The sequence below is a fragment of the Ruegeria sp. K5 genome (genome assembly GCF_056531805.1).
Map to the genome: position 1 here is coordinate 41974 of NZ_JBQFML010000010.1, position 19029 is coordinate 61002.

The 19029-nt window shown below is 54.8% G+C and carries 17 protein-coding genes; 14 read left to right on the plus strand and 3 right to left on the minus strand.

Annotated elements, in window-relative coordinates; genetic code table 11:
* Positions 1–116: 116 nt before the first annotated feature.
* Entirely contained in the window at positions 117–761 is a 645-nt protein-coding gene (locus ACR0MO_RS19085; RefSeq protein ID WP_480892857.1) for a hypothetical protein, read from the plus strand.
* A 45-nt stretch (positions 762–806) separates the two neighbouring features.
* Here ACR0MO_RS19085 and ACR0MO_RS19090 read toward each other — a convergent pair whose 3' ends face one another.
* The gene (locus tag ACR0MO_RS19090) at positions 807–2012 is read right to left on the minus strand and encodes an adenylate/guanylate cyclase domain-containing protein (RefSeq protein ID WP_480892860.1); all 1206 of its coding nucleotides are present in this window, start codon (positions 2010–2012) and stop codon (positions 807–809) included.
* 81 nt (positions 2013–2093) lie between these two features.
* A complete protein-coding gene (locus tag ACR0MO_RS19095; protein WP_480892863.1) occupies positions 2094–3122 on the minus strand; it encodes a LacI family DNA-binding transcriptional regulator in 1029 nt (342 codons plus the stop codon).
* 112 nt (positions 3123–3234) lie between these two features.
* Between ACR0MO_RS19095 and ACR0MO_RS19100 the strand changes: the two genes are divergently transcribed.
* The 11 genes from ACR0MO_RS19100 to ACR0MO_RS19150 all read left to right on the plus strand — a co-directional run bounded on the left by ACR0MO_RS19100 (position 3235) and on the right by ACR0MO_RS19150 (position 16486).
* Positions 3235–4746 carry a tripartite tricarboxylate transporter permease gene (locus tag ACR0MO_RS19100; RefSeq protein ID WP_480892866.1) on the plus strand — a complete coding sequence of 504 codons (1512 nt, stop codon included), beginning with the start codon at positions 3235–3237 and terminating at the stop codon, positions 4744–4746.
* Entirely contained in the window at positions 4743–5198 is a 456-nt protein-coding gene (locus tag ACR0MO_RS19105) for a tripartite tricarboxylate transporter TctB family protein (RefSeq protein WP_480892868.1), read from the plus strand. Before ACR0MO_RS19100 ends, ACR0MO_RS19105 begins: the two co-directional genes overlap by 4 nt.
* A gap of 44 nt (positions 5199–5242) precedes the next feature.
* The gene (locus ACR0MO_RS19110; protein ID WP_480892871.1) at positions 5243–6202 is read left to right on the plus strand and encodes a tripartite tricarboxylate transporter substrate binding protein; all 960 of its coding nucleotides are present in this window, start codon (positions 5243–5245) and stop codon (positions 6200–6202) included.
* 55 nt (positions 6203–6257) lie between these two features.
* Positions 6258–7679 (plus strand): acylating sulfoacetaldehyde dehydrogenase, encoded by a 1422-nt coding sequence (gene sauS / locus ACR0MO_RS19115; RefSeq protein WP_480892874.1) that lies wholly within the window; start codon positions 6258–6260, stop codon positions 7677–7679.
* Positions 7676–9187, plus strand: a complete 1512-nt coding sequence (locus ACR0MO_RS19120; RefSeq protein WP_480892877.1) for an AMP-binding protein — start codon at positions 7676–7678, stop codon at positions 9185–9187. Before sauS ends, ACR0MO_RS19120 begins: the two co-directional genes overlap by 4 nt.
* Positions 9188–9385: 198 nt before the next feature.
* Positions 9386–10474, plus strand: a complete 1089-nt coding sequence (locus ACR0MO_RS19125) for a hypothetical protein (RefSeq protein ID WP_480892880.1) — start codon at positions 9386–9388, stop codon at positions 10472–10474.
* Positions 10471–12069, plus strand: a complete 1599-nt coding sequence (locus ACR0MO_RS19130) for an ABC transporter transmembrane domain-containing protein (protein WP_480892882.1) — start codon at positions 10471–10473, stop codon at positions 12067–12069. The genes ACR0MO_RS19125 and ACR0MO_RS19130 overlap by 4 nt, the downstream gene beginning before the upstream one ends.
* Positions 12060–13619, plus strand: coding sequence for a sensor histidine kinase (locus tag ACR0MO_RS19135; RefSeq protein WP_480892885.1), 1560 nt, complete (start codon positions 12060–12062; stop codon positions 13617–13619). The genes ACR0MO_RS19130 and ACR0MO_RS19135 overlap by 10 nt, the downstream gene beginning before the upstream one ends.
* Positions 13616–14284 (plus strand): response regulator transcription factor, encoded by a 669-nt coding sequence (locus ACR0MO_RS19140; RefSeq protein WP_480892887.1) that lies wholly within the window; start codon positions 13616–13618, stop codon positions 14282–14284. Before ACR0MO_RS19135 ends, ACR0MO_RS19140 begins: the two co-directional genes overlap by 4 nt.
* A gap of 445 nt (positions 14285–14729) precedes the next feature.
* Positions 14730–15278: a hypothetical protein gene (locus tag ACR0MO_RS19145; RefSeq protein ID WP_480892889.1), complete on the plus strand. Its 549-nt coding sequence runs from the start codon at positions 14730–14732 to the stop codon at positions 15276–15278.
* Positions 15279–15301: 23 nt separating this feature from the next.
* Positions 15302–16486 (plus strand): mandelate racemase/muconate lactonizing enzyme family protein, encoded by a 1185-nt coding sequence (locus tag ACR0MO_RS19150; protein ID WP_480892891.1) that lies wholly within the window; start codon positions 15302–15304, stop codon positions 16484–16486.
* A gap of 97 nt (positions 16487–16583) precedes the next feature.
* On the opposite strand, the gene ACR0MO_RS19155 is transcribed toward ACR0MO_RS19150, so the two are convergent.
* Positions 16584–17039: a MarR family winged helix-turn-helix transcriptional regulator gene (locus ACR0MO_RS19155; RefSeq protein ID WP_480892893.1), complete on the minus strand. Its 456-nt coding sequence runs from the start codon at positions 17037–17039 to the stop codon at positions 16584–16586.
* A 193-nt stretch (positions 17040–17232) separates the two neighbouring features.
* On the opposite strand from ACR0MO_RS19155, the gene ACR0MO_RS19160 reads away from it, so the two are divergent.
* Positions 17233–18492: a ferredoxin reductase family protein gene (locus tag ACR0MO_RS19160; protein ID WP_480892895.1), complete on the plus strand. Its 1260-nt coding sequence runs from the start codon at positions 17233–17235 to the stop codon at positions 18490–18492.
* 26 nt (positions 18493–18518) lie between these two features.
* On the plus strand, positions 18519–19010 hold the full coding sequence (locus ACR0MO_RS19165; RefSeq protein ID WP_480892897.1) for an enoyl-CoA hydratase: 492 nt from the start codon (positions 18519–18521) through the stop codon (positions 19008–19010).
* Positions 19011–19029: the final 19 nt, after the last annotated feature.

Genomic DNA, 19029 nt, shown 5'->3' on the forward strand with positions numbered 1-19029 from the left:
TGCCCGGGCTTTCCCGTGCTCAGTCTCTACCTGCGCCAGGTCAAAACGAAACAGGCTGGCGGCATGGAGCCTCATTCTATCTGTTCACACCCCTACGAACCACGGGTACGTCAACCGTGGCTGGACAATCCGCGGATTTGGATCTGGACCTTGGTGACGTCCTGGATGTGCTCGATTTCGCGGCAGCCGGCCGGTATGAGGCATGGAACGGGGATTTTGGCATCATCGTGGATGCAAATTATGTGGGGATCGAACAGGATTCCATTCTGCCTGGCCCTCTTGGTGCCGGGGTAAACGTCGACGTTCGTCAAAAATGGTTTGGTGTGCTTGGGGCTTACCGTATTTCAGATGGCGAATACGGCAGCAGCGGCCAAAGGTATGCAATCGATCTCCAAGGTGGTCTGAGGTACAACTCCATCCGTCAGGAAATCGACATATCTACCCCAGGACCGGGAAACCCACCTACATTGGGCGGAGATCAGGGCTGGATAGAACCAGTCGTCGGCATACGCGGAATGTGGCGGCTAAACCAAAAATGGACTGGGATTGGGTCCTTGGAACTTGGCGGTTTTGGGGCCGGTGGAAATGACCTCCAGATTGGTGTAAATGTTGGTTTCGACTATCAACCTTGGGAGAAGACAGCGTTCACGTTCGGGTATCGTTACTTTAGCGTCGACTATAGCGACACACTGAGTTCCGGTGAATTTGCTTATGACGTCGACCAGCATGGTCCATACATTGGTATCAAGTACTTTTTCTAACGAACGGGCGTGAAACAAATTCCATAAGAAACAATCGAATGGCGGTTAACACGACAACACGCCGTGAACAGGCTGCGGTTCGCGAATGCCCGGCAACTCAAAGAGGCCAACCAACGGCAACGTTTCGCTGACACGAGACGCAAACTCAGATGACACCACAATGCGGTAATTCGTACGGCGGGTGATCGCTTCTAATCTCGCCGTGTAGTTCACGGCAGACCCAATCACGGTAAAGTCAAGCCTATTTACCGCGCCCACATTCCCATAAAGCACTTCACCAATGTGCAAACCAATCCCAAATGAAATCGGCGGATCTCCTACATTACTGCGGTCGGAGTTTAGTCGATCTACGTTTTCGCAAGCTTCGCGCGCGGCATTTAACACCGACGAGCACACTTTCGAAGGATCATCGACGTCTGCCGGCAAAGCAAAAAACGCTAGAATGCCGTCTCCCAAAAACTTTAAAATTGTACCTTGGTATTTTTCAACCGGTTTGGCCATAGCGTCAAAAAACTGATTTAGCATTCCAATCAAATCGCTACTGGATAGTGCTTCGCTCATTGACGTAAATCCGGCAAGGTCGCAAAACCATATGATCCCGCTTTGAGTTTTACCGGACCCACGCGTGATTTCTCCATTCAGAATGCGGGTACCGGCGTCATGCCCCACGTAAGCATCCAAAAGATGAACAGCCGTTCTGCGAGCTGTGAGCAGTTCAACAACACATCCGAGTGCTGGCAAGAGTGATGCGATTTTCATGATGTGTTTTGGAGTGAAACCCGAAGGCTGATCTGTTGCGCAGCACAGAACCTGTGGACGATTTTGACTGAAGCGCAAACTCATAAAGACGGCATCTGTGGCGCCGTCTGACTTGAGGGATTGCCCAAAAGCATACTCACTACTCAAGTCATGCAGCCGTATCATCGGGACACCAGAAAGTATTTTTGGAATAGGACTATCTTTGTAGCTATCCAATAGCTGTGCTCCATGAGGCCGGGCAAGGATTTGCGTACCCTTCTTTGCATCCCAGACATAGGTTTCAGCAAATAGTTCGGGGTGGAGTTGCTCCACCCCGACAAACATTTTGACAAGAGGGATATCGAGTGCGGTCAGACGGACATTTAGGGATTCTAACAGCTCGCAAACGTTTGCCTTGTCACGACCAGCGCTCAAAAGCCACTGGTTTATGGGCGACATCGCTTCGCTTGTTTCAGGAGAGATTTCCGGTAATTTTGCTTCTTGTTGCTGCATGCAGGTCAAGCCCCACGTTTTAACTTCAGTATAGTTTGGCATTCGCATTAGGTTGACCAGAATTTTGTTCTGACGTTGAATCTAAACTACCGCTGGACCAGTTGTTCCTCTGACGACGCACTCCAATTTGCAGCAGATACTGAAGTGATCTGGATCGTCTGACATAATGTAATTGGTGAATCTTTCGCCTGCGAGTTTTCCAATGGTTGTTGCTGGAATGCGAATAGTGGTGAGCCCTGGCTCAACATCCGCGGACCCCTTGAAATCTCCAATACCGATGATTGACAGGTCATTAGGAACCTTCAAGCCGAGTTTTTGGGCCGCAAACAAAGCGCCCTGTGCGATGACGTCGTTTCCGCAAAGTAAAGCGGTAGGGCGAGTACGTTCAGTTAGAAGAGACGTGGCCGCCTGCTTAGCCTGAGATATGCTGTACGGGGCTTCAGAATCACGTTCATTCGGAATGGAAATACCCTTTTCGTAAAGCGCGTCACGTACGGCAGAAAGACGATTTTGCGCCCGGTCATTGTCTGTGGTTTTGGGAAAGATCAGCCCAATGTCACGGTGCTCCAATGCAAGCAGGTGTTCTGCCGCAAGGCGCCCGGCCAAGCGATTGTCGGCTCCGACACACGGAAGCGGGCAGTCATTTGAGTAGTTCCATATTGCGAGCGCCGGTGTTCTCTGCTGCTTGATTAACTGAACAGTGGCTTTGGAATGCTCCAGCCCTACCAGCGCCACCCCGTCTATCCGATGCTCCAGCAGCTTGCGGACCATCGCGTATTCTCGGTCGAGATTATAACCGTGTGATGCCAGCAAAAGGGTAAACCCGGCATTGTCGATGGAATCTGAAAAGGCCTGAATGACTTCGGCGAAAATCGCGTGGTTGATGGTAGGGACGACTAGACCGATTGTGCCTGACCTTTTGCCGTGCATCGTCTGCGCTGCCCGGTTTCGGATGTATCCCAACCTTTGCACTGCTCGGTTGATCTTCTTCCGAGTCGCAGGGTTGACCAGATTGGGGTGATTAAATGTGCGGGATACTGTTGACGGTGACACTTTTGCGGCCTTTGCAACCGCTACAATATCCACCTTACCCTTTTGATAATTAGCCATAATATTCTTCCATTCGGTCGAATTTATGAAAACATTTGCAATACTATTTTCATCGCCTACCCTGATTTGTCAACAAAGTAAAAGTGTGGACCGATGGGTTGGGAGGCCCTGAATGGAATTCATTTATTACTTCGGAGATGTCTTCACACCGTTGTCGTTTTTGTTGCTGTTGGGCGGCACGATTGGCGGCCTGATCCTGGGCGCGACACCCGGCTTGTCGCCAACGATGGCGGTGGCCCTGTTGATCCCGTTCACCTTCCAACTTGAGGCCGCGCAGGGCCTGATCCTGCTGGGGGCGGCCTATACCTCGACGGTGGCCGGCGGGGCGGTCAGCGCCATTCTGCTTAAGATCCCCGGTGCTCCGGCCAATATTGCCACCACTCTGGACGGACACACGATGGCCAAACAGGGTCAAGGTGCACGCGCCCTGCAGCTGTCGTTTCTGGCCTCGGCCGTGGGCGGCATCTTTGGCGTTCTGCTGCTGATTTTTCTGACCCCGGTTCTGGCAAAATGGGCGCTGGCCTTTGGCCCGTCGCACCTGTTCTGGCTGGCCATTCTGGGGGTCACGGTGATCGGAACGCTGGATTCCGCGTCAGTGGTCAAAGGCCTTCTGTCGGGCTGTATAGGATTGTGGCTGGCCACGATCGGGTTCGACGACATCATGGGTGCCCAACGCTTTATCTTCCACCCTGCCCTTGGCGGCGGCATCAACATCATCGCCGCGTTGATTGGCCTGTTTGCAATCCCGCAGGTGCTGACCATGTTCGCTAAAGGGCGTCACAACACAGGCGCCGAAGTGATCGAAGTGCAGCGCCACTCGATCATGGCGGCGTTCAGGGAACTGTTCAGCCGCACCCGCGCGTTGAGCATCGGAACGCTGACAGGTTCGATCATTGGCCTGATCCCGGGTGTTGGCGGGCAGATCGCGGGTCTCGTCGCCTATGACCAAACTAAGAAGTTCTCGGCCGAGAAAGACAAGTTCGGCACAGGCCACTCCGAGGGTGTAATCGCCGCGGAATCGGCCAACAACGCAATGGTCGGCCCGTCGCTGGTCCCGCTGCTAACGCTGTCCATTCCCGGCAGCCCAACCGCTGCCGTGCTGTTGGGTGGCTTGCTGATTCACGGGATTTTCCCGGGATCGGACCTGTTCGATAATCACCCGGACGTGGCGTGGACCTTCATCAACTCGATGCTGATCGGGCAGGTGCTGATGTGTATCTTTGGCCTTTACGTCGCTGGTCTTGCAGCACGCGTCGCACAGGTCCCGCAATCGGTTATGGCCGCTATCGTTCTGGCACTGTCCGTCTTCGGCGCATACTCGGTTCAGGGTTCGATGGGCGACGTCTATGTCATGGCATGCCTTGGCATTGGGATGTTCTTTTTGGAACGCTTCGGCTTTTCGGCCGCACCACTGGTGCTGGGTCTTATCCTTGGCCCAATCGCCGAAGCCAACTTCATTCAAGGCGGAATGATCGCTGACGCGACCGTCGGCAAGGCGTCGTACTTCCTGACTGGTGGGTTGAACCTGTTCCTGATCGCCGTCGTTTTAGCCTCGATTGCCTACTCGGCCTGGATGGAGCTGCGCAGCCGCCGCTACACCACCAAAGAGGAGGCACAGGCATGAACCGCTCGCAACATATCTTCGGGTCGGGTCTGGTTTTTGCCGTGGGACTCTGGGTCACATGGGTTAGCTATACCCAACAACCGGCCGAGGCATTCCTGTTCCCGCGTCTGATCGCAACAGTCTTTGTGGTGCTGGCCGGGTGGACATTCGGAAAAGCGGTCATGGGACTATCCAAAGTCGGAAACGGCGTGACGCGAACAATGTTCGTCAACATGCTGCCCGGCCTGATCATCACACTGATCTACGTGTTCTGGGCCGCAAAAACGCTGGGATTCTACACTGCAACAACCATCGCCTTCTTCATCCTGCTGTCGATCTACGACCCCGCCCCCCACAACGAAGCCAAAAGCTGGATCAAACGCGGGATCATCACGGCGGTTTTTGTCGCAGTCATGTACGGGCTCTTTGCGATGCTTTTGAACGTCTACACACCAAGGGAAATTCTGTTCTGACCGCGCAGGCGCGTGGTCGAACCAAATCAGGGAGGAAAGGCAAAATGAAACGATTGATTGCAGGGGCAGCAATGGCTCTGGCGGGCCTGACGGGCATGGCAATGGCCGAAGACTATCCCGAACGCCCGCTGATGATGATGGTCAGCTACGGGGCCGGTGGGGCGACCGATTTCCAGGCGCGGATTGTCACTATGACCGCCGGGAATGAGGATGCGCTGGGTATGCCCATTGCCATCATCAACAAGCCCGGCGCAGGCGGGCGCGTTGGCTGGAACTGGTTCGCCACGCAAGCTGATCCGGACGGGTACACTTTGGCCGCCTATAACGTTCCGCATTTCATCGCCCAGTCGATCAAGGGTGGTGTTGAGTATTCAGCAGACAGCTTTGAGCCCATTGCGAACTGGGGCGCAGACCCGGCTGTATTCGTGGTTGGTGCCGACAGTGAATTCAACTCGATGGACGATGTCGTGGCCTTTGCCAAAGAGAATCCCGGCAAGCTGACCGTATCCGGCGCAGGTCTTTTTGTGGGTCACCACATTGCCGCGCTGCAGATCGACAAGGCCGCCGGAACCAAGATGGCTTACATCCCGACCAAAGGCGGCGGAGCAGCGGCCATGAAGGCGGTCATTGCCGGTGAGGTCATGGGTGGCATCAACAATCTGTCCGACGCCTTCCGTGCGCAAGAGGCGGGAAATGTCAAAATCCTCGGCGTCGCCGATCTGGAGCGCAACGCGTTCTTGCCCGATGTTCCAACGATGATGGAACAGGGGCTGGACGTTGACAATTCCTCGGTCAATTTCCGGGGTGTGATGGTGCCTAAGGGAACACCTCCTGAGGTGATTGAGAAGCTTGCGGCGACAATCCCCGAGATGTTCGCCAACTCGCGCGTCACCAACAAGATGGAAGCGGGCGGCTCGCCCATGCACATCATGACACGTGACGAAGTGATCGAGATGTGGGCGCAGCGTCAACAGACACTGAACGAACTGCTGGCCGGTCTCTGATCGACCTCAATCGGGGCGGGCACGACCCGCCCCGGACAACAAATCGAGGATGAACATGAACGCTCAGAACGAGATAGCCCCCGAGATCGCCGAAGTTGACCGGATCATGGCGCAGGCGCGCAAGGCGCAGATCGCCTATGAAGCCGCAGGCAGCCAGGCGCTTTATGACAAGGCGGCGCTGGCAGCGGGTTGGGCGATCATGGAACCCGCGCGCAATCGGGCGCTGGCAGAGCTGGCCGTGGAAACCACAGGGCTGGGCAATGTCCCCGACAAGATCACCAAAAATCACCGCAAGACGCTGGGCCTTTTGCGCGACATTGCCGAAGCAAAAACATGCGGCGTCATCAGTGACGATCCTGAAACAGGCATCACTGAAATCGCCCGCCCCATTGGCGTGATCGGCGCGGTGGTCCCATCGACCAATCCCGCCGCAACTCCGGCCAACAACATTATCAATGCCCTGAAGGGCGGCAACGCGATCGTCGTTGCCCCCTCGCCCAAGGGCGTCGCATCCTGCGAACTGCTGCTGAGCTTCATTCACGCCGAGTTTGACAAGCTGGGGCTGGACCCGGATCTGGTCCAGATGATCCCGGCGCCGGGATCGAAGGCCAAAACCCAACGGCTGATGGAAGGCTCGGATCGTGTGATCTGCACCGGCAGCCAGAACAACGTGCACCGGGCGCAGTCCTGCGGCACACCCGCTGTCGCGGTTGGCGCGGGCAATGTTACGGTTATAGTCGATGAAACCGCCGATCTGGCGGCTGCCGCAGCCAAGATCACGGCCTCGAAGTGTTTCGACAACGCGACCTCCTGCTCGTCCGAAAACGCCGTGGTTGTGGTGGGCGCGGTCTATGACGACTTTGTTGCAGCGATGGCTGCCGAGGGCGGCGCGCTGGTTCCGGCCTCTGACCAAGCAGGGATCGTTTCCCGCCTTTGGCCGGACGGGCACCTGAACCGGTCAGCCATCGCTCAGGACGCCGACAAGATGCTTGAGGCCGTGGGGATGGCCGGGAAAGTCCCTGAAGGCACCAAGTATCTGGCGGTCGAAACCGACGGGATCGGCCCCGATCACCCCCTGTCCGGAGAGAAGCTGAGCCGGGTTCTGGCCCTCTACCGGGCCTCGGACTATGCCGCCGCGAAAGCCACCGCAGCGCGCGTTCTGGCCCATCAGGGGGCCGGGCACTCGGTCGGCATTCACACCAGCGACGACGCGCGCGCGGTCGAGCTTGGCCGCGAGTTGCCCACTTGCCGGGTCATCGTCAATCAGGCGCATACCTTTGCGACCGGTGGCAGCTTTACCAACGGGATGCCCTTTTCGCTTTCTATGGGCTGCGGCAGCTGGGGAGGGAACTCGATCGACACCAATCTGCATTGGCGGCATTTCGTCCAAACCACCAAAATCGTGCGCGAAATCGCCCCCCGCGAACCTGCGCTTGAGGACGTTTTCGGCGCGTATTGGCAGGAGGCCGGGCAATGATGGAACCGCCAAAAGGCACAGTCCGCGACTGGCTGGACCTGAGGGCCGATCAGGGCGGAGCCGGGTTTGTGTTTCCCGATGGCGCGCTGGATCTAAGCTGGGCGGAACTGCGCGGTTCAGCGCGAAACGTGGCCAGCATGTTGACCCGCCTGGGCGTGCAAAAAGGCGAAAGCGTTGCCCTCGTCTATCCGAACTGCCGTGAGGCGCTGATTGCTGTGTTCGGCGTTCTGTGTGGCGGGTTCCGGGCAACGATGATCAATCTTGTCGCAGGCGACAGTGCCGTGGCCTACGCCCTTGAACACAGTGGCGCGCGCTTTGCCTTTGTGCACCCCGATCAAACCGCGTTGTTCGACCGAACCGCCGACCCCGCAGTGACCAAAGCATTGCAGGTCGCCGACGCCGGTGACGCCACTGCCGAACTGTATGACCTGACGCCTGACGATCACGCCCTGCTCATGTATACATCCGGCACGACCGGTCGTCCCAAGGGCGTCGTTCACACCCATTCCAGCCTGTTGGCTGGTGGGTGGACCACCGCCCTCGCGCACGAGCTGTCAGATGCGGACCGTGGTTTCTGCGTCTTGCCGATCTACCACATCAACGGGCTTTGCGTGACGGTGATGGGAACGCTCGTCTCGGGCGGATCGCTGGCCATGTGCGAACGTTTTTCGGCCAGCCGGTTCTGGGACAACGTCGGGAATACGCAGGCGACGTGGTTTTCGGTGGTGCCCACCATCATCTCTCATCTGCTGCATTCCGACACCAACCCGGATGCCCAGACGCGACAGCGGTTGCGGTTCGGTCGATCCGCTTCCTCTGCGCTGGCACCTGATGTGCAACGCGCTTTTGAGGATCGGTTCGAGGTTCCCATCATCGAAACCATGGGACTTACGGAAACTGCTGCGCAGATCCTGTCGAACCCCCTTCCGCCGGGCGTGCGCAAGATCGGCTCACCAGGTGTTGGGTATGGAAATGATGTCGCGATTCTTGACCTAAACCAGCAACCGGTTCCACATAGAACCGAGGGTGAACTGGTCGTACGCGGACCGAATGTCATGCTTGAATACCTCAAGAACCCGGATGCGACTGCGGGTACGTTTACGACCGATGGCTGGCTGCGTACGGGTGATCTGGCGCGCATGGATGAGGATGGGTATGTCTATGTCACCGGTCGTCTGAAAGAACTGATCATTAAAGGCGGCGAAAACATCGCCCCACGTGAGATCGACGAGGCGCTGTATTCTCATCCCGATGTTGTCGAAGCCGCAGCTTTTGCGCGCCCCTGTCGCAGCTATGGTGAAACCGTTGAGGCCGCCGTGAAAATCCGGGACGGATCCGAACTGACGTCGCTGACCCTATTGCAGATTTGCGAAACCAAGCTGGGTCGATTCAAATCCCCCGATCAAGTCCATGTCTTGCCGGAATTGCCAAAAGGGCCATCAGGGAAAATACAAAGAAACAGAATACTCGAGATTCTCAACAACAAGATCGGTGGTTCGACGACTTAACCCACAGCATTTTTTTTATTAACAAAACACTGCTGACCTTTTCTTCATTGTTGCAGGTCTGAGGAATTTCAACGGCCGTTGCTCGTTCATATCTCGTTAATATTTGCTTAACGTGTGCGTCATTCATGCGTCAGGCTTTGCAACCGCGTTCCGGACAAAGTGTGATTGTCAATACAATCCACGGCTCAGGAGGAACACATGGAAACCCACGCGACACTCAATTTTGCTTCCGTGCGGCACAAAATCAAATGGGCGTTCACGACACGCCGTGCGTTGCGTTCGGACATCGCAGGGCTTGCCCCACTCACGCCAGCCACCCTGCGTGCTGGCGACCTCATTTTGTGTGAGGTCGCCAGTATTGGGCAGCACAAAAAGATCCAGCAAGAAAATCAGCGCTTGTCAGTGATGTATCCTGGCGATCTCGTGGTGGTCTGTCTCGGAGACCGCTACGCTCCGGATCAGTTCCTAGGAGCCGCAAAGCTAAGTGGCGACATGCTCGATTTGTTGGCTGGTGGCGGCTTGGCGGGCACAGTTGAAGCTGCTCATCACGCGATGTCAAAACCAACACAGCTGCGCCCCATAGGCGCGCTGGCGGATCGTCACGGCATTGTAGTCAATATAGACCGGTATGCGATCGGTGCCGCAACCGTGCCGGAAAACATGACGGTGTTTGGTGTTTTTGGCGCATCGATGAATGCGGGCAAAACCACCGCTGCTGTCTGTCTGGCACATGGATTGATGCGCGCGGGCTATGAGGTGGCTGGAATCAAAGCTACAGGTACTGGAGCCTTCGGGGACTTCAATGCCTTCGAGGATGCAGGCATCCCGGCGAGTGATTTCACTGATGCTGGCTATGCTTCCACCTTCCGGGTGCCCTTGGCAGATATCGAACAGTCCTTTGATACGCTGGTTGGGCAAGCGGCCCGAGGTGGTGCTACGGTGGCCGTGGTGGAAATTGCCGACGGAGTATTCCAGAAAGAAACCCGCGAAATCCTGCAAGACTCTTCAATCATCCGCCGCATGGATGGCCTGCTGTTCGCAGCTCCAGATGCACTTGGCGCTGTCGGCGGCACGCAGTTGCTCTCGACCTGCGGCCTGTCACCCTTTGCTATCTCAGGCAAGGTCAGCCTGTCGGCACTTGGTGCGCGGGAAGCAAGCCATGTCACCGGAGTGCCGATCTTGACACGGGAAGAACTGTGTACCCCTGGCGTCGTTACCGATTTGACCGCTCACCTGATGCGGAATGAACGAGTTGAGACACATTCGGATGGAGCGGTTGCCGCATGAGTGATTTGAGGCTTCCTAACCCTCTTGCCCGGCCACGAGGTCGGGCAGTTTTCGCCATGGTGGTGCTCGGTGTGCTGCAGGCGGCATGTCTGTTTCTGGCGGCATTTTCCACACGAGGCCTGTTCGCAGCACTGCACGGAAGCGCTGATATTCCATTTTTGCTGGTGGGGCTCTTGTGTTTTTCGGCGGCTGCCACGGCAACTTGCAATGCGCTTGCGCGAACAAAGGCTGAAGCGATTGGACATTCTTTCGCTATTGAACTGCGCGAAGTCGTCTTTTCGGCGATTGCGCGGCTTCCACAGAAAGTTCGAAATCGCAGAAGCCTCGGCGGACTCTCCTTGCGCTTTGTAGGAGATATGACCGCAGCCCGGGGCTGGGTTGGATTGGGTATACATCGACTGATTGTCGGGGCCTTGGTTGCGCCTGCAGCATTCACTTGCCTGTGGTGGCTAGATCCGCGCCTGGCTGCTGCGGGTGCACTTCCACTGCTGGTTGCAGTTCTGATTATGGTTGGTCTCGGTACAATTCTTCGCCGACGCCACAGTCGATTGAGGAAAAGCAGAGCCAAATTGGCGATCTTTGCGATGGAACGGATCATGATGTCGGAGGCTCTAACCCGGCTTGGGCGTTTGCGCCGCGAATTGAAGAGCTTGAAAAAAGAGGGCAGGGCGGTCGCAGATAATTCGGTTAGTCGCATACGTCGCGTCTCATTGTTACGAGCCTTGCCTGATGTAGCTCTTGGTTTCGGTGGAGCAGCCATCCTTTGGACTGCTCTTAGTTTTGAGGTTGCGCCGGGCACAACGGCTGGAGCGTTAGCAGTTTTGGGGATTGCTGCACTGCCAATCAAAGAAATGATCGGTGTTTGGGACCGATATGTAGCTTGGAGCGTGGCGCGAGCGCGCTGCGAGGCGCTTTTGGTCTTGACCAAAGAGGAACCATCACGTTCGTCTGTTGACGCGCCGATGAGCTTGTGGCTCAAGAAGGGTGGTGATCTACGGTTTTACTGCCCAGCTGGCCAGATCACTGGTCTTTCGATCCTTGAGATTGACGACGCGGTAGACGCTATGCGTTGCATCGTATCTGGTTCTGAGACCAGCGGCTGGACCGCGGAATTCGATGGTGAATCTGGGTCCACACTGCAGGTTGGTTTTGTCAATGATGATCCTTCGTTATTGAAGGGATCTCTTCGTCGCAATCTCTCGCTTGGCTGTAAGCGTCGTCCGTCTGATCATGAGATAGAAGACTGCGCGCGCGCGAATGGTCTGGGTTCACTGATGGACCGACTTGGTGGTCTTGATGGGACGGTAACCGAGCGAGGTACCAATCTTACCGCGACCGAAAAACTGAGGATTTCCGTAGTTCAAGTGATACTGGCAGAGCCAGTTTGCATTGTGATTCAGAGCTATGTCTGGTCGCATTTGGCTGACCGCGATAGGCTTCTGCCGAACCTTGGAAATAACAGTGCGACCATCGTGCACACCTTGGGAGCAAGGGAGGCGCCGGGTACGGAGGTTTGGCTCTCGGACGGGTGCAGCGACCTGAAGCGGGATGCCAGTCATGGCATAGTAGAGGGAGACAACAGAAAATGCGCCTGACCAGTGTAGTAACTGGATATACGTTTGGAGTGTTTCTCCTTGCGCTACTGAGCGGTGGTCTGGCCTTTTGGGCTATTGACCGGACCAGCAACCATATTGAGCGTATGGCTCTGGCGCAGGCCTCTTACGAGGCACATCTTCGTCTGTCCACAAACGGTTTTCAGCTATTCAAGCACTACGGCAATACGCTTTTGACGCCCGACGTTGATGATGAAACAGAAACACGCGCGCTCGCTGACCAAATTCGGTCAGATATCGCGGGGATCCGAGGTATCATCGCAACTGAGATTGAGATGGTTGGCGAGGAAGAAATTGAAGAGCTGGAACTTCTGGAACGCCTGGAAACAAAGCTCGAGATATTGATCCGGCACTTTGAACGCCGGACGAAGATACAAACACTTAACGAAGCCAGTACCCGCTGGATGGCGTTTGTCGGTCTGCTCGGCAACGACACAGAGGCTGGGTTTCGCACCTTGATGACTATGGCGTTAGACGAGGAGCAGGAAGAAGTTGCGGAAACACGGGAAGAGCTTCGCCAAGAGGTACTTTTGGCCACAACCATGGGCGGTGCGTTTATTGTAGTTGCTGGAGGACTGGCATTTGCGGCAATTCGGTTTTTCTATCGCAACGTGACCAAACCGCTTCAAGGACTGCTTAGCGGCGTGGAAGGCATGGAGCGCGGAGAGTTAGATAAGCGTATTGCTGTTTCAGGAAGTCAAGAGATAGATCAAGTCTCAGCTCTGTTGAATTCTATGGCCACAAAGGTGAGTGAGCGCCACCAGATATTGGAAGACAAAAACACCGATCTTGAAACCATCGTGAAACAGCGGACGAGTGAACTGGAGCGGCTCTTAGAGGAGGCTCGTGTCCAGTCTGGCGGGCGCCAACGCCTTCTGGCTGATGTCAGCCATGAATTGAAGACGCCGCTTACAATCATCCGCGGCGAAGCAGACATTGCCCTCCGAAACAGGGAGCCCGAGGTTAGTGAACTCCAGGAGGCATTGCGTCGTTCTAAAGTCGCTGCGGAGCATACATCGGCCATTGTCGACGACCTGCTCTTGATATCCAGGCAAGAAAGCGGCGAACTGAAGCTCAAGAAAGAGGCGAGCAACTTATCAAGGATTGTCCAGGATGCGGTTGCACTCTCACCAATTGTTTCTGAAATTTCTGAACCGGATGGGTCTATTCCAGTCAGTGTGGACCGCCTTCGTCTACGCCAGGCACTTCTGGCTGTGCTTCAAAATGCCAATAACCATGGGGCAACAGCCACTATCATAACACTTAGTAAAAACGAGGATACATGTGAGATTTCTGTTGCAGACAATGGTCCAGGTATGAGTGATGCAGAGAAGCAAAACGCATTTGCTCGTTTTTACCGGGGATCCAATGCGGGAGGGAACCGCGATGCAGGCTACGGGCTTGGTTTGCCAATTGTAAAATCCATAATTGAAGCTCACGGCGGATTGGTCAAACTGTCAGATAGTGAGTTCGGCGGATTGCAGGTTCTGATATCCTTGCCACTGCGCGCTCCATTGAGATCTGTTTCATGAATATATTGATAGTTGAAGACGAAGGTGGAATTGCCGATTTTCTGGTGCGCGGATTGAGAGCCGAGGGCATGATACCAACTCATGCACAAGATGGCGAAACGGCGTTGGAGCTATTAAGAGAAAACGAGTTCGACGTGGTCGTATTGGATATCATGCTGCCTGGTATCTCGGGCCATGAAGTTTGCACCAAGATGCGGTTTCGCAAGGACTACACGCCGGTCCTGATGCTGACGGCCCTTGAATCGACACATGAAAAGATCGCAGGTCTAGAAAAGGGTGCGGATGATTATCTGGCCAAACCTTTCGATTTTGACGAGTTATTGGCCCGGATTGCGGCTCTTAGGCGGCGCTGCAAGACCTGGGTGACGTGTTGTGAGCCGGAAGAAAACGTAGGCCCAATAATCCTGGATAAAGACGCACAATGCGTCCGTGTTGATGGTGCACGTCAAGAGCTATCCGTCAAAGAAATGGCCATACTCACGATGCTGATGACAAATAAAGGCAAAGTGATGAGTAGGGAGCGTATCCTTAACTCAGTTTGGGGTGCGACAGCGGACCCGTTGACGAACACAGTGGACGTGCATGTGGCAAGGCTTCGCAAGAAGATTGCGCCGCATGGTGATCTGATCGCCACTGTACATGGAACCGGTTATCGTTTCGGATGAGGCCGCGGCGAAAAGGAGATGAGTGCGAAACCTAAGGAATTGCAGGTCCCAGTGCGGTAGGGATGTAGTGTGAAGATTTATGGCCTGATGGGGCCGCGTTTTTTGTCCGAATCTAGTGGCCCAAACTTTGACCCTACTTAGTGTCCCACGGCTCGCGACCTCTGGATTGCCAATTCAATTAGAGGCAACAGGATTGGCGTGGCTCCAATCGCAGCGGCCCGTTGGGCCGCGCTTTGCGGCTGCGGTCGGTGCAAACGGCAGGTGCAACTCATCTGACATGGCGGGACGCGACTGAAAAATCTAAACATTTCGGACTGATCCAGCCAACACGTTGTTATTGCGAAAGCTGTGGAAATGCCACAACTGGCGCAGTATGAAGCTAAGGCGTGATTGAACCAACTTGTCTGAAAGACAGGAGGCTATGACACGCGAAAGGAGACAGACCATGATCCCAACAATCCTGGATGATCTTGTCGACCAAATCCGCCAAGCTGCCGCATCAGAGGATCGCTCCACAGCTATTCGGGCTTTTCTGGAGGGAAGTTTGTCGCAGATGGATGACCTGGCAGACGCCATAGCGGCAACGGAAGAGGACGAGGTTATGCTGTTCGAGGATGAAAGCTGCTCGATCTGGACCTGTCGCTACGGCGCGGATGTCGTTTTTGCACCGCACGAACATTGCATGTCGGTACATATCGCTGTCTATCGCGGTGCCGAGGTCGAAGTTCTTTACAAGAAAGAACCCGGGAAACTGCGCCACGGCGGCAACCGTATTGTTAAGGCAGGCGAGGTTGTACGCCTTGGGCCCGAAGCCATCCACGCGATCACGGCAGATGGCAAAGAACAAAGCTGCGCTATCCACGTCTATGAAGGTCCATTGACACAGATAGAAAGGGCACTCTTTGACTGGACCACCGGCGATGAAATCGAGTTCACAATGGAGAACTTCCATTCAATGGCGCGTCGCAAGGCGGATATGGCAGAGTTTGACTAACCTCGCAAAGCAAGATTGACCCCATGAAGATAACATCAGTTGACGTCTATTTCCTCGATGCCGGAGATCAGCAGGGTATGCGCAATCCGATCGTTTGTCGCATCCACACCGACGAAGGCATCTATGGTGATGGTGAATGCGGCATCGGCTATGGTGTCGGCTCGACGGCGGGGTTCGGCATGGTGGCCGATCTGGCCGAGATGATCATCGGTATGGACCCGATGGAGAACGAAGTCATCTGGGACCACATGTTCAAGGAAAGCATCTGGGGCCAAGGCGGTGGCGGCGTGGTGTTTTCGGGTATCAGTGCCCTCGACATCGCGCTGATGGACATCAAGGGCAAGATGCTGGACCTGCCCTGCTATCAGCTGTTGGGCGGCAAGTTTCGCGAAGATCAGCGCGTCTATGCCAGCCAGCTGCAATTTGGTTGGGACGATAGGATTGGCCCGTTCGGCAAGGCGTCTGACTACGCCATGATCACCGAGTACGCTATGGCGCAGGGCTATGACGCGGTGAAGATCGACTTCACGATGTACGACCGTGAAGCAAATCTTATCCCGAAATCCGCTTTTGAGGGGATCGTGCCGAATGCGCTGCTGGCGCTGGTTGATGAACGATTGGCCGCGATCCGCTCTGCCTGTGGTGATGAGGTGGATATAATCGTCGAGAACCACGGTCGGACGGATGCCCCTGGCGCCATCGCCGTTGGCGCGCTTTGCGATAAATATCGGTGTTTCGCCTATGAGGAGCCCACCACCCTAATAAACCCAGAGACGCACAGGTTGGTGCGGGAAAAGGTGAACACTCCGATTGCCTCGGGCGAGCGGATCTACTCCCGCTGGGGTTTCATGAACTATTTCCGCGAGCACGCGATCCAGCTGATCCAGCCGGATATTTGCTGCGTCGGCGGGTTGACCGAGGCCAAGAAGATTTGCGACATGGCGCAAGTGTTTGACGCCACAGTGCAAGCACATGTCGCCGGCTCGCCAATTTCGACCGCAGCAGCGCTGCATTTGCAGGCGGCGATCCCGAATTTCTGCATCCATGAACATCACTTTCGCTCTACACATCCCGACGTGGTTGCCCTGTGCAAAGACGACTACCAACCGGAGAATGGCCGTTATCGCGTCCCGGAAAGGCCTGGTCTGGGGCAGGAAATCTCAGACAAAGCAATCAGGGGAGCGTTCATGCACAAACGTGTCGCTTGAACTAGCTGAATTGGAGATATTCAGTCTAACCGAAGGGCTTTCGAAGCAGATCGTTAGATGCAAGAATCAATTTCTGTACCAATTTCTCGGGATAGTATTAATCAATTGTTGAATCTGAGATTTTGGCGATCTTTTTCAAAAGACCGACGACTTGCTTGCGTTCATCCGTTGAAAGCATCTCAAGAGTTTGGTCGTTTACTTGCCGAACGATTTTCGGAAGTTGCATCGCTTTATCGCGTCCAGCATCCGTCAAATAAATTAGAAACGAACGACGACTGTCCGGATCGGGCCTTCGTTCAGCGTAGCCAGCTTCGACCAGCGCGTCGATGTTTCGGCTCGTGAAATAGTCCGGGAAATTGAGTTTTTCACCCAAAGCCCTCTGGTTGATCCCATCTTCGTCAGCAAGCAGCATCAAGTTGGCGAACACCTTTACGTCGACGTCCACTTCCTTCAGCGCGTGCTTCATCCGAGCGTCGATTTCGCGGGCTAAGGTCTGGATCAGAAACCCGAAACTGTTTTCTCGAATGTGCTTTGTGCTTTTCATTTGGGTCATCAGGAATGCGCTCCTGATCATGGCCTTAATCCCTAATCTTGCATCCTGCAAGTGTTGCAGTGATTTTTGCATTTACAAAGATTGTAAGTGCAAGTATTGCGATTACAAGTCAAGCAGCAGGTTGAGTCGGTGTTTATCAGTCGAAATAGCTGAGGTGCTGCGCTCATAGCCAAGATCATGAGGAGTGCGGGCGATGCTCAAGCGGCAGGGTGTTTTGTTGATCTTAGGTTTGATCGCAGTATTCGGGCTTCTGCATGTCGTGTTTGCGCCAACGGATCATGACTCGAGAACTACCGCTACGACCCTGCTAGGTGGGGGTGCGTTTCTCCTGATGACGTGCTCGGTAGTGTTGTCCACGCGCGCTCCGGTTCTAGAAGACTGGTTTGGTGGGTTGGATCGAATGTATCAGACCCATAGAGTTGTCGGGGTGCTTGCCGCCCTGTTCGCGCTTGTTCATTTTTTTGGCGTACCAAAGGAGCTTCCGGCGGGCGTTGATCCTTTGCAAAACCCGCTGGTTCCTTCTGCTCCGCTTGGGATGCTAGGACTTATCTTTCTCGTAATCGGTCTGTTCATCGCTTTGAACAGAAAAATCCGATATTCCTTCTGGCGACCCACACATAAGATCATGGCGCTTGTTTATGTACTTGTGATCGGACATTTCTTCACGGCACCTCAGATCTTCTTTGTGCAGTTTAGCCCCTCCGGTTTGCTGCTGCTGGCCGCAGCGACGTGCGGTGTGGTCTGCCTGATCTATTCAATTTTCGGGATGAACAAGAGAACTGCGGCACCCTACAAAATCGAGGCTGTTAACGCGCTTGAACGGGCCACCGAGATCGTCCTTAAACCCACAGGCCCGCACCTTGACTTCAAGCCCGGTCAATTTGCCTTTGTGGAGATTGCAGGCAAAGGGTGGAGCGAGCCTCATCCTTTTACAATCTCAAGCGCTCCCAGTGATGGGCACTTGAAATTTACTATCAAGGTTCTGGGTGACTGGACGCGCAAGGTGCGCGAAGAACTGCAGCCTGGTGGTCACGTCAATGTTCGTGGGCCATACGGGCGATTTGACGCGACGAAGGCTGGAGATAAGCAAATCTGGCTGGCCGGTGGCATTGGATTAACTCCGTTTCTGTCAAAAATCCGAGCTATGGAGTCTGGGGATTCCCGACAAATCCATCTGGTTTATGCAGCTCGCGAAGCGCAGGATGCGATTTTTCTGGATGAACTTCGTGATCATGCTGCCCGATTGGGGAACGTCACGCTGGTGCCCTTGTTCTCAGACGAGGGGAACTTTGCTCGCGTAGACATGATGAAGCAGAAACTGTCCGATCCCTTGGATAGCTATGAGTATTTCATGTGTGGTCCAAAGCCGATGGTGGACGGTTTGATGAAAGACCTCAAATCCGAAGGCGTTCCACGCAGCAAGATTCACACCGAGGCATTTGAGTTCCGTTAATCACCAATTAATCAGGCTGTATTTCCATGAAAAAGCTTCTCTCATTCATCGCTGAGATTGGAACCATCATGTATGTGGGCGGTATTCTATCCCACATTGTAATCGGGGCCATCAACGCACATCCATCTCCCGAAACAGCTGCTGTCATTTACCACTACAAGCTGCAGAGCGCTTACATTCTCATTCTGCCCGGTCTGGGTCTGAAAATCCTGGTCGATCTGATCCTATTCTTTGGCTTTGCAGAACGCGCCTGGTGGATGCGGATCAAACTTGCGATGACGGCCTTTCTGACAGTCAATGCGTTCGTTTTTCTGGTCCCGATGATGCCGGAACTGCTGGAGATGGCTAAAGCCTCAATCCCAGACGGCGAACTGAGCAAGGCTTTTCTCGACCGTGAAAACACCGAGAAGCTGGTTGGGATGTCGAACGTGATCCCCTTGGTTACAGAGATGATCATGGGGGCGTTCCGACCGAGGATTTCAAAGGCTGAACGGATGCAGTTGGTCGGACGGGCCTGACCACAACCTCTCAACCTCA